The sequence below is a fragment of the Kosakonia sp. 1610 genome, assembly GCF_050435845.1.
Classification (GTDB): Bacteria; Pseudomonadota; Gammaproteobacteria; order Enterobacterales; family Enterobacteriaceae; genus Kosakonia; species Kosakonia cowanii.
This window is the reverse complement of the sequence record NZ_JBNDKZ010000004.1, coordinates 74,917-88,414: the sequence shown is the minus strand read 5'-3', so window position 1 is coordinate 88,414 and position 13,498 is coordinate 74,917. Positions and strand designations below refer to the sequence as shown.

At 54.9% G+C, this 13,498-nt stretch carries 12 protein-coding genes; 8 read left to right on the top strand and 4 right to left on the bottom strand.

Annotated features, from left to right (window positions below; genetic code table 11):
- Positions 1-5 precede the first annotated feature (5 nt).
- From ABIC80_RS13500 to ABIC80_RS13490, 3 genes are read right to left on the bottom strand one after another with little or no spacing between them, the layout of a single operon-like run.
- Positions 6-1,148, bottom strand: a complete 1,143-nt coding sequence (locus tag ABIC80_RS13500; protein WP_200135174.1) for a trans-sulfuration enzyme family protein — start codon at positions 1,146-1,148, stop codon at positions 6-8.
- A 10-nt stretch (positions 1,149-1,158) separates the two neighbouring features.
- Positions 1,159-2,529, bottom strand: coding sequence for a pyridoxal-phosphate dependent enzyme (locus ABIC80_RS13495; RefSeq protein WP_429177469.1), 1,371 nt, complete (start codon positions 2,527-2,529; stop codon positions 1,159-1,161).
- Positions 2,504-2,722 (bottom strand): hypothetical protein, encoded by a 219-nt coding sequence (locus tag ABIC80_RS13490; RefSeq protein WP_200135176.1) that lies wholly within the window; start codon positions 2,720-2,722, stop codon positions 2,504-2,506. Before ABIC80_RS13490 ends, ABIC80_RS13495 begins: the two co-directional genes overlap by 26 nt.
- Before the next feature lie 202 nt (positions 2,723-2,924).
- Here ABIC80_RS13490 and ABIC80_RS13485 point away from each other — a divergent pair, with 202 nt between their 5' ends.
- The 5 genes from ABIC80_RS13485 (at position 2,925) to ABIC80_RS13465 (ending at position 7,899) form a co-directional block, all read left to right on the top strand.
- Complete coding sequence (locus tag ABIC80_RS13485) at positions 2,925-3,947, top strand: methionine ABC transporter ATP-binding protein (protein WP_094421954.1); 1,023 nt, start codon at positions 2,925-2,927, stop codon at positions 3,945-3,947.
- Positions 3,940-4,608: a methionine ABC transporter permease gene (locus ABIC80_RS13480; RefSeq protein ID WP_042713275.1), complete on the top strand. Its 669-nt coding sequence runs from the start codon at positions 3,940-3,942 to the stop codon at positions 4,606-4,608. The genes ABIC80_RS13485 and ABIC80_RS13480 overlap by 8 nt, the downstream gene beginning before the upstream one ends.
- Positions 4,609-4,626: 18 nt before the next feature.
- Positions 4,627-5,439 carry a MetQ/NlpA family ABC transporter substrate-binding protein gene (locus ABIC80_RS13475; RefSeq protein ID WP_076769153.1) on the top strand — a complete coding sequence of 271 codons (813 nt, stop codon included), beginning with the start codon at positions 4,627-4,629 and terminating at the stop codon, positions 5,437-5,439.
- A 156-nt stretch (positions 5,440-5,595) separates the two neighbouring features.
- Positions 5,596-6,777 (top strand): acetyl-CoA C-acetyltransferase, encoded by a 1,182-nt coding sequence (locus ABIC80_RS13470; protein WP_429177467.1) that lies wholly within the window; start codon positions 5,596-5,598, stop codon positions 6,775-6,777.
- Positions 6,778-7,218: 441 nt separating this feature from the next.
- Positions 7,219-7,899: an oligogalacturonate-specific porin KdgM family protein gene (locus ABIC80_RS13465; RefSeq protein ID WP_042713273.1), complete on the top strand. Its 681-nt coding sequence runs from the start codon at positions 7,219-7,221 to the stop codon at positions 7,897-7,899.
- Positions 7,900-8,311: 412 nt separating this feature from the next.
- On the opposite strand, the gene ABIC80_RS13460 is transcribed toward ABIC80_RS13465, so the two are convergent.
- Positions 8,312-9,487 carry an oligogalacturonate lyase family protein gene (locus ABIC80_RS13460; protein WP_200581447.1) on the bottom strand — a complete coding sequence of 392 codons (1,176 nt, stop codon included), beginning with the start codon at positions 9,485-9,487 and terminating at the stop codon, positions 8,312-8,314.
- 495 nt (positions 9,488-9,982) lie between these two features.
- On the opposite strand from ABIC80_RS13460, the gene kduI reads away from it, so the two are divergent.
- The 3 genes from kduI to araE all read left to right on the top strand — a co-directional run bounded on the left by kduI (position 9,983) and on the right by araE (position 13,372).
- Entirely contained in the window at positions 9,983-10,819 is an 837-nt protein-coding gene (gene kduI, locus ABIC80_RS13455) for a 5-dehydro-4-deoxy-D-glucuronate isomerase (RefSeq protein ID WP_094422984.1), read from the top strand.
- Between the two features lie 59 nt (positions 10,820-10,878).
- The gene (gene kduD, locus ABIC80_RS13450) at positions 10,879-11,640 is read left to right on the top strand and encodes a 2-dehydro-3-deoxy-D-gluconate 5-dehydrogenase KduD (RefSeq protein ID WP_023480692.1); all 762 of its coding nucleotides are present in this window, start codon (positions 10,879-10,881) and stop codon (positions 11,638-11,640) included.
- A 313-nt stretch (positions 11,641-11,953) separates the two neighbouring features.
- A complete protein-coding gene (gene araE, locus ABIC80_RS13445; RefSeq protein WP_023480813.1) occupies positions 11,954-13,372 on the top strand; it encodes an arabinose-proton symporter AraE in 1,419 nt (472 codons plus the stop codon).
- Positions 13,373-13,498 lie beyond the last annotated feature (126 nt).

The following is a 13,498-nucleotide window of genomic DNA, read 5'->3' as shown; positions in this document are numbered from 1 at the left end:
CTCTGTTACGACAGCGCCTGCTGCCAGTCGGCAATCAGATCCGCTTCATCCTCAATCCCCACCGATAAACGGATCAGTTGCGGAGTGATGCCGTTTGCCAGCCGCTGTTCGAGCGGAATAGAGGCGTGAGTCATGCTGAAAGGCTGGCTCACCAGGCTCTCTACGCCGCCGAGACTCTCTGCCAGCGTAAACAGCTTCAGCTTCTGGATGATCTGCGTTGCGCGCGGATCATCCCCTTTCACCACCACTGAGATCATGCCGCCCGGCAGCGCCATCTGCTTGCGCGCCAGCTGATAGTGCGGGTGCGACTCCAGCCACGGGAACCATACCTTTTCAACCTGTGGATGCTGCTCCAGCCAGCGGGCCAGCGCCAGCGCGTTACTGCTGTGGCGCTCAACGCGCAGGGACAAGGTGCGGATACCGCGCAGGGTCAGGAAACTACTAAAGGGATCGAGCACGCCGCCGACCGCGTTTTGCAAATAGCCCAGCTTCTCGGCAAGCGCCGGGTTATCGCCCACCACCGCGAGGCCTGCGACCACATCAGAATGCCCGTTGAGATATTTGGTGGCGGAGTGCACCACAATGTCGAACCCCAGTTCAAGCGGGCGATGGATCACCGGCGAGGCAAAGGTGTTATCCGCCACGCTCAGCACATTATGACGTCTGGCAATGGCCGCAACCTGTTGCAGATCGACCAGCTTCAGCAGCGGATTGGTCGGCGTCTCGACCCAAATCATCCGCGTTTGTGGGCGGATCGCCGCTTCCAGCCCGGCCAGATCGTCCGGTTTTACCCAGCTCACCTCAAGCCCGGCGCTGCGCCGACGCACGTTTTCGATCAGGCGATAAGTACCGCCATAAACATCATCAATCGCCACGATATGGCTACCGCTATCCAGCAGCTCCAGCACCGTAGAGATTGCCGCCAGCCCGGAAGCAAAAGCGTAGCCGCGTGTTCCGCCCTCCAGCTCGGCTATCGCCGTTTCCAGCGTGTGGCGGGTAGGGTTTCCGCTGCGCGAATACTCATACCCGGTGTGCTGCCCCGGCGCCGGTTGCGCGAAGGTGGAGGTGGCGTAAATCGGTGGCATCACCGCGCCGTGTTGGTCGTGAAAAACGCCGCTGTGGACGCTCTGCGTAGCCAGTAATTTCATCTCGTGTTCCTTATTGTTCCAGTCGATTACGCCAGGTTGTTAAGACATCGCTGCGGGTAATCAGGCCGACAAAGCGGCCGTTATCGGTGATCACCACCACCAGACCGCGATCGAAAATGTCACGCATGGCGCTTTCCGGCGCGTGTTTATCCAGCACTTCCAGATTGCGGGTCATCGCCGCCTTCACCGGCAGGGCGAAACGCTCGCTGTCGCCCTGCACATGGCTTATCAGATCCCACTCATCAACCAGCCCGACAAGCTGGCCATTTTCCAGCACCGGGAGCTGCGAAATGTCATACAGCCGCATGCGCGCCAGCACCGTTGCAAGGCTATCGTCGGGCGAGGCGGTCACCGTTGCGCCTTCGTCATGGCGAAGCGCAATAAAGTCCGTCAGATCGCCCTGCGACGGGCGCGTCAGCAAACCCTGCTGGCGCATCCAGTCATCGTTGAACATTTTTGAGAGGTATTTATTGCCGCTGTCGCAGGCAAAGGTGACCACCCGCTTCGGCGAGGTTTGCGCCTGGCAGTAGCGCAGCGCCGCGCTCAGCAGCGTGCCGGTAGATGAGCCCGCGAGAATACCTTCCTGTTGCAGCAGCAGGCGCGCGGTGGCAAAGGCCTCTTTATCGCTAATACGAAACGCCTGACGCACACCGTCGAGCTGCGCCAACGGCGGGATAAAGTCTTCGCCGATCCCCTCTACCAGCCACGCGCCGGGTTCGCCGTAGCGACCCGTCTCCACCTGGTCGGCAAGAATGGAGCCAGCCGGATCGGCGAGCACAAATTCGGTGTCGGGAGAGTGTTCGGCAAACCATGCCTGCAACCCGCCGAGCGTCCCGCCGGAGCCGACACCCACCACAATGGCATCGATTTTCCCCTCCAGTTGCGCGAAGAGTTCCGGCGCGGTAGAGGTGGCATGCGCCAGCGGGTTAGCAGCGTTATTAAACTGGTCGATATAGAACGCACCCGGAGTCTCGTCGGCGAGACGGCGCGCATAATCCTGGTAATAGGCCGGATGGCCTTTGTTCACATCGGAGCGGGTGATCACCACCTTCGCCCCCAGCGCGCGCAGGTGGAAAATCTTCTCGCGGCTCATTTTGTCGGGCACCACCAGCACCAGCGAGTAGCCCTTCTGCGCGGCGATCAGCGCCAGCCCAAGGCCGGTATTGCCCGCCGTGGCCTCGATAATGGTTCCGCCCGGTTTCAGCACGCCTTGCCGCTCAGCTTCGTTGATCATCGACAGCGCGACGCGGTCTTTTATCGAGCCGCCGGGGTTCTGGTTTTCCAGTTTTAAAAACAGTTCGCACGGCCCGGTCGGTAATTTGTGCAGTTGCAGCAGCGGTGTATTACCAATTAATTCAGTTACTGAATGAGAAAGTGACATAACCCATTTGCTCGCTAATCAGGGGAGTGAGCGGATGATAGGTCTCTCTTTTTGCGTGTTTAAAGAATCTTTGTTTGGTATTTAGAACGAATAGAAATATAAAGCACTGTTTAGCCATCAGGGCGGCAAGCCGTGCAGTCGTCTGGATGGGTATATCGCTAAAACGATGCTTTTTTAGCGCTTTTTTACCCATTATCTTTACCTGTTCGCCGTCGTTATGCGTTTTTCGGCAATCTTATGCTGAATAAATTCTTAGTTTGCGACGCCGCGTTATAACGCTTTTAGCGTTTTCTGCTATATCTAATGTCTATTTGGTTATTTGTATTATAACGCTGGCTGATTATTATCATCTGGACATCCATACTGCTAAACCGCCAAACGGAAAATACCAACGCATGATCGTCCTCAGGAATATCTCCAAGATCTTCGACCAGGGAAAGGCATCGATTACCGCCGTCGACAACGTCAATCTGACGGTTGAGCAGGGGCAAATTTATGGAATTATCGGTTACAGCGGTGCGGGCAAAAGTACACTGATCCGCTTACTCAACGGGCTGGAAAAACCCACCAACGGCAGCGTGGTGATTAACGGTCAGGACATTGCCGCCGCGCGTGGTGAAGCCCTGCGCCAGGCGCGCCTGAAGATCAGCATGGTCTTTCAGCACTTCAACCTTTTATGGTCGCGCACGGTGAGCGAGAACATCGCCTTTTCCATGCAGATCGCCGGTGCACCGAAGAAAGCGATCAACGCGCGCGTTGCCGAGTTGATTGAGCTGGTGGGGCTAAAAGGGCGCGAAAATGCCTATCCGTCGCAGCTGAGCGGCGGGCAGAAACAGCGTGTCGGCATTGCCCGCGCGCTGGCCAACAATCCCGATGTGTTGCTCTGCGATGAAGCCACCTCCGCGCTCGACCCGCAAACCACCGATCAGATCCTTGACCTACTGCTCGATATCAATCGCCGCTTTAAGCTGACGATTGTGCTGATCACCCATGAAATGCACGTGGTGCGTAAGATTTGCGACCGCGTCGCGGTGATGGAAGAGGGCAGAGTGGTGGAAGAGGGCGATGTATTGCAGGTCTTTACCCATCCGCAGCAGCCCATCACCAAACAGTTTGTGCGCCAGGTGAGCCAGTATAAAGAAGAGGAAACCTTCAACCCGGATCTGAACAGCGATCTTGACGGCACGGTGATTAAGCTCACCTTTACCGGCCACAGCACCCATCAGCCGATTGTCGGTGAGCTGACGCTGCGCTACGGCCTGCCGTTTAACATTCTGCACGGCAAGATGTCGCAGACGGCGCACGGTGTATTTGGGCAATTATGGGTGCACGTGGTGGCAACTCCGGAACAACTGAACAACATTCTTACCGATCTCGGCAAGAGCAACATTGAGAGCGAGGTCGTGACCCATGGCTGAATCACTTTTTCCGCACCTGAAATGGGAGCAACTCTGGGCGGCGACGCAGGAGACGCTCTATATGACGGCGCTTTCGGGCGCGGCAACCTTCGTGCTGGGCATTCTGCTTGGGCTGGCGCTGTTTCTCACCGCGCGCGGCGGGTTGTTCCAGAACCGTGCGCTCTATAGCGTCATTTCGATTCTGGTGAACGTCTTTCGCTCGATTCCGTTCATCATTTTGATTGTGCTGTTAATCCCCTTTACCAAGGCGATTGTCGGCTCGATTCTCGGTGCCAACGCGGCGCTACCGGCGCTGATTGTCGGCGCGGCACCGTTCTATGCGCGGCTGGTGGAGATTGCGCTGCGCGAAGTGGATAAAGGGGTCATTGAGGCGACGCGCTCGATGGGCGCGCGTCTCGGTACCTTAGTCTTTCGGGTGCTGCTTCCCGAATCATCGCCCGCGCTGGTCTCCGGTATTACCGTGACGCTGATTGCGCTGGTGAGCTACAGCGCCATGGCCGGGGTGATCGGCGCAGGCGGTTTGGGCAATCTTGCTTATCTGGAAGGATTCCAGCGGAACCATAACGACGTCACGCTGGTGGCGACGGTGACCATTCTCATCATCGTCTTCATCATCCAGTTCTGCGGCGACGTGATTACTTCTCTGTTAGATAAACGATAACTATTGGAAACCAACAACATGAAAAAGACACTGACACTGATTGCCGCAGCTACCCTCAGCGTGCTGAGTTTCTCCTCCTGGGCCGATACGCTGACCGTTGGCGCGTCTAACGTACCGCATGCGGAAATCCTTGAGCAGGCGAAGCCGATTCTGGCGAAGCAGGGTATCGATCTGGAGATCAAACCGTTCCAGGATTACATCCTGCCAAACACCGCGCTGGCGGGCCGTGAGATCGATGCCAACTACTTCCAGCACATTCCGTATCTGAACAGCGTGCTGAAAGATCACGCTGGCGACAAAACCTATGATTTCGTCAGCGCCGGTGCGATCCATATTGAGCCGATTGGTATCTACTCCAAAAAATACAAGTCGCTGAAAGATCTGCCGCAAGGCGGCAAAATCATCATGCGTGACGCGGTCTCTGAAGAGGGGCGTATCCTCTCTATCTTTGAAAAAGAGGGCGTGATCAAGCTGAAGCCGGGCATCGATAAAGTGACCGCGCGCATCGACGATATCGTTGAGAACCCGAAAAAACTGAAGTTCCTGCCGAACGTTGAAGCGGCGCTGCTGCCGCAGATGTACAACAACGATGAAGGCGACGCGGTGGTGATCAACGCCAACTACGCGATTGATGCCGGTCTCGACCCGGTTCACGATCCGATTGCCGTCGAAAGCGGTGAAAATAACCCGTATGCCAACATCATTACCGTGCATCGCGGCGACGAGAAGAAGAAAGATATCGTGGCGCTGGTGAACGTGCTGCACTCAAAAGAGATTCAGGAGTGGATCCGCACCAAATACAAAGGCGCGGTTATTCCGGTAAACAACTAATCACTCCTGATGCGCGGCCGCTCTGGCCGCGCCTCTCTTCCTCTTCGCCCACCCCGTACAATTCCCTGTGATTGATCTCACCAATTTTAAACATCCCTGATAAACCTTTTTAACAATGCTCTACTATTGCCCGGTTCAGCCACCGTGGGGGTAGAGATGAAAGATGTGGTGATTGTCGGCGCCGTGCGCACGCCAATCGGCTGTTTTCAGGGGGCGCTGTCGCGTCACTCTGCCGTTGAGCTGGGCAGCGCGGTAGTGCAGGCGTTACTGGCGCGCAGCGGCGTACAGCCGCAGGATATCGATGAAGTGATTCTGGGCCAGGTGCTGACCGCCGGGGCCGGGCAGAATCCGGCGCGTCAGTCGGCGATCAAAGGCGGGCTGCCGAATACGGTTTCCGCTATCACCATCAACGACGTGTGCGGCTCCGGGCTGAAAGCGCTGCATCTCGCTTCGCAGGCGATACAGTGCGGCGAAGCCGACGTGATAATTGCCGGTGGCCAGGAGAACATGAGCCGCGCGCCGCATGTGTTAACCGATAGCCGCACAGGGGCGCAGCTTGGCAACAGCCAGCTTATCGACAGCCTGGTGCATGACGGGTTATGGGATGCATTCAATGATTACCATATGGGCGTCACGGCAGAGAACCTGGCGCGGGAATATGGCATCAGCCGCGAGCGCCAGGATGAGTGGGCGCTCAGTTCGCAGCATAAAGCGCGGATGGCTATCGACTCCGGCCGTTTTCGCGACGAAATTGTCCCTGTGCAGACGCAGAGCGCCGACGGCAAGGGTGTGCTGGTCGATACCGATGAGCAGCCGCGCACCGATGCCAGTGCTGAAGCGCTGGCGCAGCTCAGCCCGGCTTTTGAAACCAGCGGCTCGGTGACGGCCGGTAACGCCTCGCCGATTAACGATGGCGCGGCGGCGGTGCTGATGATGAGCGCGGAACGCGCAGAGGCGCTCAACTTACCGGTACTGGCGCGTATTCGTGCCTTTGCAAGCGTGGGCGTTGATCCGGCGCTGATGGGCATTGCGCCGGTTTACGCTATGCGGCGTTGCCTTGAGCGCGCTGGCTGGCAGCTGGATGATGTCGATCTGATTGAAGCCAACGAGGCTTATGCCGCGCAGGCGCTGTCGGTGGGCAAAATCCTTGAGTGGGATGAGAAGCGCGTCAACGTCAACGGCGGGGCGATTGCGCTCGGTCATCCGATTGGTGCCTCCGGCTGCCGCATCCTGGTGTCGCTGGTGCATGAGATGCAAAAGCGTAAGGCACGCAAAGGGCTGGCAACACTCTGTATCGGTGGTGGCCAGGGCGTCGCGCTGGCAATCGAGCGTGACTAATCTTGCCCGCTTGATAATAACGCCCTCGCCCTGAGGGCGTTATTATTTGTGATCCTTCTCGCAGCTTACGTTTCAATAAAAATAAAACCTCCGCTTTACTTCCATAAGAATTAACGCAAACACCAAAAATAGCATTATCCCCTGCGTGACCATTCTGTTATCAACTGATAAGCCTGCTTATTAATTTTATTTGCATGAACTCCTGCACGTCTTTTTCTCTATTTAATACTCTCTGTGTAAAACACAATAATAATTATGTGTTGTGATCTTAAACGCTTTTTTTAACCCTAAAGGGCAACTTTTATTGATGCTCGTCACGTGCTTTTACTTCGCTATTTTCTGTAGATATATTTACGATCCAGATCACTAAAATAAAGTTACTATAAAAATAAAATGCAATTCCATAAAAATGGAACATAATTTTAATTATTGAGGTGACTCATGTTTAAGAAAACTCTGGCCCTTGCTACCCTCCTTGGCGCGTCCTTCGCTTCGTACGCTGTTACCGTCGATCTGCGCCATGAATACATTGACAGTGGCTCCAACGCCGATCGCGTAGCCGTGTCGCATCGCTTTGATAATGGCCTGGGTTTTGGCGTCGAGGCGAAATGGAAATCGGGTGGCGATGACGCTGACAAGCCGTTAACAGAGATTGTCGGCAACGGTCATGAAGAGTCGATTAACTGGCGCTGGGCCGCGACCAAAAATATTGCGCTCACACCGGGGTTTAATATTGAAAGCAAAGATACCTTCTCGATCTATAAACCCTATATTCATGCGCAATACAGCTTTGATAACGGCGTCTATATTGCGGGCCGTTACCGTTATGAATATACCCGTAACCCGGATTCCAACGTTGTCGATAACAAAGTTAATAAATTCGATGCGTGGGTGGGCTGGGCAATGGGCGACTTCCGCACCGAGCTGAACTACGTATATGCCAAGAGCACGGAAGATGTGGTGCGTGAAAATAATAAAAACTACTCCAACGAATATAACGCTAAGCTGGCGTACAAAGTTGATAAAAACTGGTCACCGTATGTCGAAATCGGCAATGTGGGCGTGAAAAATACCGACGAACGCCAGACCCGTTTCCGTTTGGGTGTCGCTTACTCTTTCTGAATTTCCGAATATCCTGAAAAACCCGGTGCCTGGCGCCGGGTTTTTTATGCCCGCTCTATGACCATCCTACTTCTTCGCGCCGCCCGTGCCTTACGCGTAGGCCGGATAAGCGCAAGCGCCATCCGGCAACAGAGTTCGCTGCAATTATGCCGGATGGCGGCGATGCCTTATCCGGCCTACATGATTCCACACTCCGGCATCGATCCTGTAGGCCGGATAAGCGCCAGCGCCATCCGGCAATAAACTCTGCGACGATCATGCCGGATGGCGGCTACGCCTTATCCGGCCTACATAGTTCGTGCTGTTAGAAAGCCAACGCCCCTGCGGCGCGAAGTATAACGGGCATTAAGAGTGGGCAAAAAAAGGCCCTCCAGAGGAGGGCAAGGCCAGTTACAGAAACACTCACTCAAATTCAGGGTTGCAGCAGGGTGCGCTGCTCGGGCAGTTTGGCGATATAGAGCGCCGGTTTGCCGTCTTTATCGGAACTGAACAGCACTGCGCTGTCATCCGGGGTAAACGATGGATGCGGATGCGTGACCTGGCGGCTGTTGGCAAAGGTCGCCCAGGAGGTGTCATGACGCGCGACGCGGTAATACCCTTTCTGCGCCACATCGAACACATAGAGATAGGGGTCGTTATCAATGGTGTAGCCGCCGGTATCCTTCACATCCACCGGCGTGCCGGAGCCATCGCCGACCAGCAGCGTACCGTCAAAGTTACTCATCAAATGCGAGCAGGCTGGCATCGGCATAATCTCTTCATTCACGCCGCTCTCCGGGTTGTAGCGGGAGATGGTGCGCCCCTGTTCGCCTTTCAGGTAAGAGACATAGACCAGCGCCGAGCCGTTCGGCACCCAGAACTCATGGGTACAGCTCTCACCTTCAGCATGATCCTTCACCTTGCGCACGTTGCTGCCATCTTCATTCACCAGCCACATCCGCGCATCGACCAGATCGTGCGGGCCTTCATGGCAAAACGCCACGGTGTTGTCATCAAACGGGCGATAGATCGGGTGACCGAGCCAGATCTTCTCTTCATGAATCACCTTGCTTTCGCCAGTCTGTAAATCAACGCGCAGCAGGCGGCAGTGTGGCCCTTTATGGAAGAAGTCATGGAACAGCTGCCAGTCGTTGAGCGGCGTCCAGTCGCTGGCGGCAATCTCAATCCCGACCAGTTTGGTGCAGTCGCTGTTGGCGACCCAGGTACCGTAACCTACCCACTCGTCGGGAACGCGGTAGATCTCGCGTTCAGCCAGCGTGTGCAGGTTAACTTCGCGCAGGGTGCGATCGTTTTTCACGTAGTAGAGCGCGCTGTCATCCGGCGAGAGAAAGCCGCCAAAAGTGTTATCGCCCGCGCCTTCGGTTAACTGCACCGCTTCGGCATTCTCAATATCCAGCAGATAGTAGTTCCAGTTGCCGTCAAACTCGCCGGCAAACAGCAGGTGGCTGCCATCGTTAAAGAAGCACTTTTGATAGAAGTAGTTGCGGTGACACGTCACCTCCGGAGGGGTTAAGCGGGTCACTTCCGCGCCGGTATCCGGATCGCGGCTCACTGCATAGTTGAGTTTTACCCGCATGCCTTTCGCCATTTTTCTCTCCTGTAGAGGGGCCGGCCGCCATTGCGTCCCCGCATGACCCCGTATCTGCTTAAGTTTAAAAATAGGATTTCAATTTATCAAAACATCGTTTCAATATGTGTGATTGCGGGCGCAATTTATAAGAAAATTATTACGAAAGGGCTTAACAGCGGTTCTGATATCACGGTCGTGAATAATGGGCTTTGATTTTAAACGAGAAATTTTGCTGCGACGGTCAAATTTCAAAGATTGTTTTAACTTGTTGATTATTAGTAATTAATTGACATGGCGCGGAACGCTTCTGCGCCCCGTATCGCTTGTCAACGCTCAACAATCGTGATCCCACTTCCAGAACGGAAAATAACTAACATAAAAATTGAAACGTTGTTTTATATAATATTGAAAACGTGTTTTAGCCGGGATAAGATGCAGAAAAAGTTGAAACGGAACACTGTTTCTCTGTTTCGTCTCAGGCCATTTTGCTGAACATTGATGTCGGAGGTAAGTGTGGAAGTCAGACAAAGCATCCACAGCGCGCACGCTAAAACGCTGGATACCCAGGGGCTGCGCAACGAGTTTTTAATCGAAAAAGTGTTCGTCGATGATGAATACACCATGGTTTACAGCCACATCGATCGCATCATCGTCGGCGGTATCAAACCGGTGGCGAAAAGCGTGTCGGTTGGCGGCGAAGTGGGTAAACAGCTGGGCGTCACCTATTTCCTCGAACGCCGCGAGCTGGGCGTTATCAATATCGGTGGCGCGGGCACCATTACCGTGGATGGCGAGATTTATGAAATCGGCCATCGCGATGCGCTCTATGTCGGCAAAGGGGCGAAAGAGGTAGTGTTCGCCAGCGTTGATGCGGCGAAACCGGCGAAGTTTTACTACAACTGCGCCCCGGCTCATACCACCTATCCAACCAAAAAAGTGACGCCAGCGGAGGTTTCCCCCGTCACCCTCGGCGATCCGTTAACCAGCAACCGCCGCACCATCAATAAGTACTTTGTGCCGGACGTGCTGGAGACCTGCCAGTTAAGCATGGGGCTGACCGAGCTTGCGCCGGGCAACCTGTGGAACACCATGCCGTGCCACACCCACGAACGCCGCATGGAAGTCTATTTCTACTTCAATATGGAAGAGGATGCCTGCGTATTCCATATGATGGGCCAGCCGCAGGAGACGCGTCATATCGTGATGCAGAACGAACAAGCGGTGATTTCACCAAGCTGGTCAATCCATTCAGGTGTCGGTACGCGCGCGTATACCTTCATCTGGGGGATGGTGGGCGAAAACCAGGTCTTTGATGACATGGACCACGTCGCCGTAAAAGATCTGCGCTAATTGCGGGCAGCAAACACTTTGCCTGTCCGTGACAGGCGCTGATAGATTAAGGAACTCACATGATTCTGGATGCATTTTCTCTTCAAGGTAAAGTTGCGGTAGTGAGCGGTTGCGATACCGGTCTGGGGCAGGGCATGGCGCTGGGCCTCGCGGAAGCGGGCTGCGACATTGTCGGCATTAACATTGTTGAACCGACTGAAACCATCGAGCGCGTCACCGCGCTGGGCCGCCGTTTTCTGAGCCTGACCGCCGATCTGCGTAAGATCGACGGCATTCCGGCCCTGCTTGAGCGCGCGGTCGCCGAGTTCGGCAAAATCGATATCCTGGTGAATAACGCCGGTCTGATCCGCCGCGAAGATGCGATCAACTTCAGCGAGCAGGACTGGGATGACGTGATGAACCTGAACATCAAGAGCGTCTTCTTTATGTCTCAGGCAGCGGCGAAGCACTTTATCGCCCAGGGCAACGGCGGCAAGATCATCAATATTGCTTCGATGCTCTCCTTCCAGGGCGGCATCCGGGTGCCTTCTTATACCGCTTCGAAAAGCGGCGTGATGGGCGTGACCCGTCTGCTGGCGAACGAGTGGGCGAAGCACAACATCAACGTTAACGCGATTGCGCCGGGTTATATGGCGACCAACAACACCCAGCAGCTGCGTGCTGACGAACAGCGCAGCGCCGAGATCCTCGATCGCATCCCGGCTGGCCGCTGGGGTCTGCCGAGCGATCTGATGGGGCCGGTGGTGTTCCTCTCCTCTAAAGCCTCTGATTACATCAATGGCTACACCATCGCCGTTGATGGCGGCTGGCTGGCGCGTTAATCCCTGCGCGATAAATAAAAGAACCTGCTGCGGCAGGTTTTTTTATATCTGCATATTATTTGTCCATACGCAACAAATTGAAATATCCATATCATTTACTCTTAATTATTTCGCTAACGTTAAAATATGCTTAAAAATAAGCTAATTAAAAATAGTTTAGCGCTTAAACACTATTTTCAAAATTGTAAACTCCATCACAAAACAGTAGCTGACAGCTATTTTATCCATATCTTCGCATTTTCCTCACTGACGCTTTTCCCGTCGCTGCCTTACTTTCATATAACGTCTTATTCTGTGCAGGCAGGAAATAATAATGGCTTTTCTCAGTAATGATTCTGTCGCTTTACCCCGTGCGCTGCGTGATACCCGACGCATGAATATGTTTGTCTCTGTTTCCGCCGCGGTCGCCGGGCTGCTGTTTGGCCTTGATATCGGCGTGATTGCCGGCGCGTTGCCGTTTATTACCGATCACTTCACCTTAAGCAACCGGCTGCAGGAGTGGGTGGTGAGCAGCATGATGCTCGGCGCGGCGATTGGCGCGCTGTTCAACGGCTGGCTCTCTTTCCGCCTCGGCCGTAAATACAGCCTAATGGTGGGGGCGATTCTTTTTGTGGCCGGTTCGCTCGGCTCAGCGTTTGCCACCAGCGTCGAAGTGCTGCTCATCTCCCGTGTGCTGCTTGGCGTCGCGGTCGGTATTGCTTCCTACACCGCGCCGCTCTATCTCTCTGAGATGGCGAGCGAAAACGTGCGCGGCAAGATGATCAGCATGTATCAGCTGATGGTAACGCTGGGGATTGTGCTGGCGTTTCTCTCCGATACCGCGTTCAGCTACAGCGGCAACTGGCGGGCGATGCTCGGCGTGCTGGCGCTACCCGCGGTGCTGTTGATTATCCTGGTGATCTTTTTACCCAACAGTCCGCGCTGGCTGGCGCAGAAAGGGCGTCATATTGAAGCGGAAGAGGTGTTGCGCATGCTGCGCGATACGTCGGAAAAAGCGCGTGAAGAGCTGAATGAAATTCGCGAAAGCCTGAAGTTAAAGCAGGGTGGTTTTCAACTGTTCAAGAACAACCGCAACGTGCGCCGCGCGGTCTTTCTCGGCATGCTGCTACAGGCGATGCAGCAGTTCACCGGCATGAATATCATCATGTATTACGCGCCGCGCATCTTTAAGATGGCCGGTTTTACCACTACGGAAGAACAGATGATCGCCACGCTGGTGGTTGGCCTGACCTTTATGTTTGCGACCTTTATCGCCGTCTTTACGGTGGATAAAGCCGGGCGCAAACCAGCGCTGAAAATCGGCTTTAGCGTGATGGCGATTGGTACGTTGATCCTCGGCTACTGCCTGATGCAGTTTGATAACGGCACGGCGTCGAGCGGTCTGTCGTGGGTGTCGGTCGGGATGACGATGCTCTGTATTGCAGGGTATGCGATGAGCGCCGCGCCGGTGGTGTGGATTTTGTGCTCTGAGATCCAGCCGCTCAAATGCCGCGATTTTGGTATCACCTGTTCCACCACCACCAACTGGGTGTCGAACATGATTATCGGCGCGACCTTCCTGACATTGCTGGACGCGATTGGCGCGGCGGGCACGTTCTGGCTCTATACCGCTCTGAACCTGGCGTTTGTGGGTGTCACCTTCTGGCTGGTGCCGGAGACGAAAAACGTCACGCTTGAGCATATCGAGCGTCGTTTGATGTCCGGGGAGAAGTTGCGCAATATCGGCGTATGAGGAGTTGCCGGATGGCGCGCAAGCGCTTATCCGGCCTACAAAACCTAATGAAACCGCATTCCCAGGCACGGTAAGCGCAGCGCCACCGGGCATTTTTTGCCGGATGGCGCGCAAGCGCTTATCCGG

Coding starts and splice junctions, on each gene's coding strand:
- araE (WP_023480813.1), top strand. CDS start 11,954: ATGGCTTTTCTCAGTAATGATTCTGTCGCTTTACCCCGTGCGCTGCGT.
- ABIC80_RS13465 (WP_042713273.1), top strand. CDS start 7,219: ATGTTTAAGAAAACTCTGGCCCTTGCTACCCTCCTTGGCGCGTCCTTC.
- ABIC80_RS13460 (WP_200581447.1), bottom strand. CDS start 9,487: ATGGCGAAAGGCATGCGGGTAAAACTCAACTATGCAGTGAGCCGCGAT.
- ABIC80_RS13500 (WP_200135174.1), bottom strand. CDS start 1,148: ATGAAATTACTGGCTACGCAGAGCGTCCACAGCGGCGTTTTTCACGAC.
- ABIC80_RS13480 (WP_042713275.1), top strand. CDS start 3,940: ATGGCTGAATCACTTTTTCCGCACCTGAAATGGGAGCAACTCTGGGCG.
- kduD (WP_023480692.1), top strand. CDS start 10,879: ATGATTCTGGATGCATTTTCTCTTCAAGGTAAAGTTGCGGTAGTGAGC.
- ABIC80_RS13470 (WP_429177467.1), top strand. CDS start 5,596: ATGAAAGATGTGGTGATTGTCGGCGCCGTGCGCACGCCAATCGGCTGT.
- ABIC80_RS13490 (WP_200135176.1), bottom strand. CDS start 2,722: ATGGGTAAAAAAGCGCTAAAAAAGCATCGTTTTAGCGATATACCCATC.
- ABIC80_RS13485 (WP_094421954.1), top strand. CDS start 2,925: ATGATCGTCCTCAGGAATATCTCCAAGATCTTCGACCAGGGAAAGGCA.
- ABIC80_RS13475 (WP_076769153.1), top strand. CDS start 4,627: ATGAAAAAGACACTGACACTGATTGCCGCAGCTACCCTCAGCGTGCTG.
- ABIC80_RS13495 (WP_429177469.1), bottom strand. CDS start 2,529: ATGTCACTTTCTCATTCAGTAACTGAATTAATTGGTAATACACCGCTG.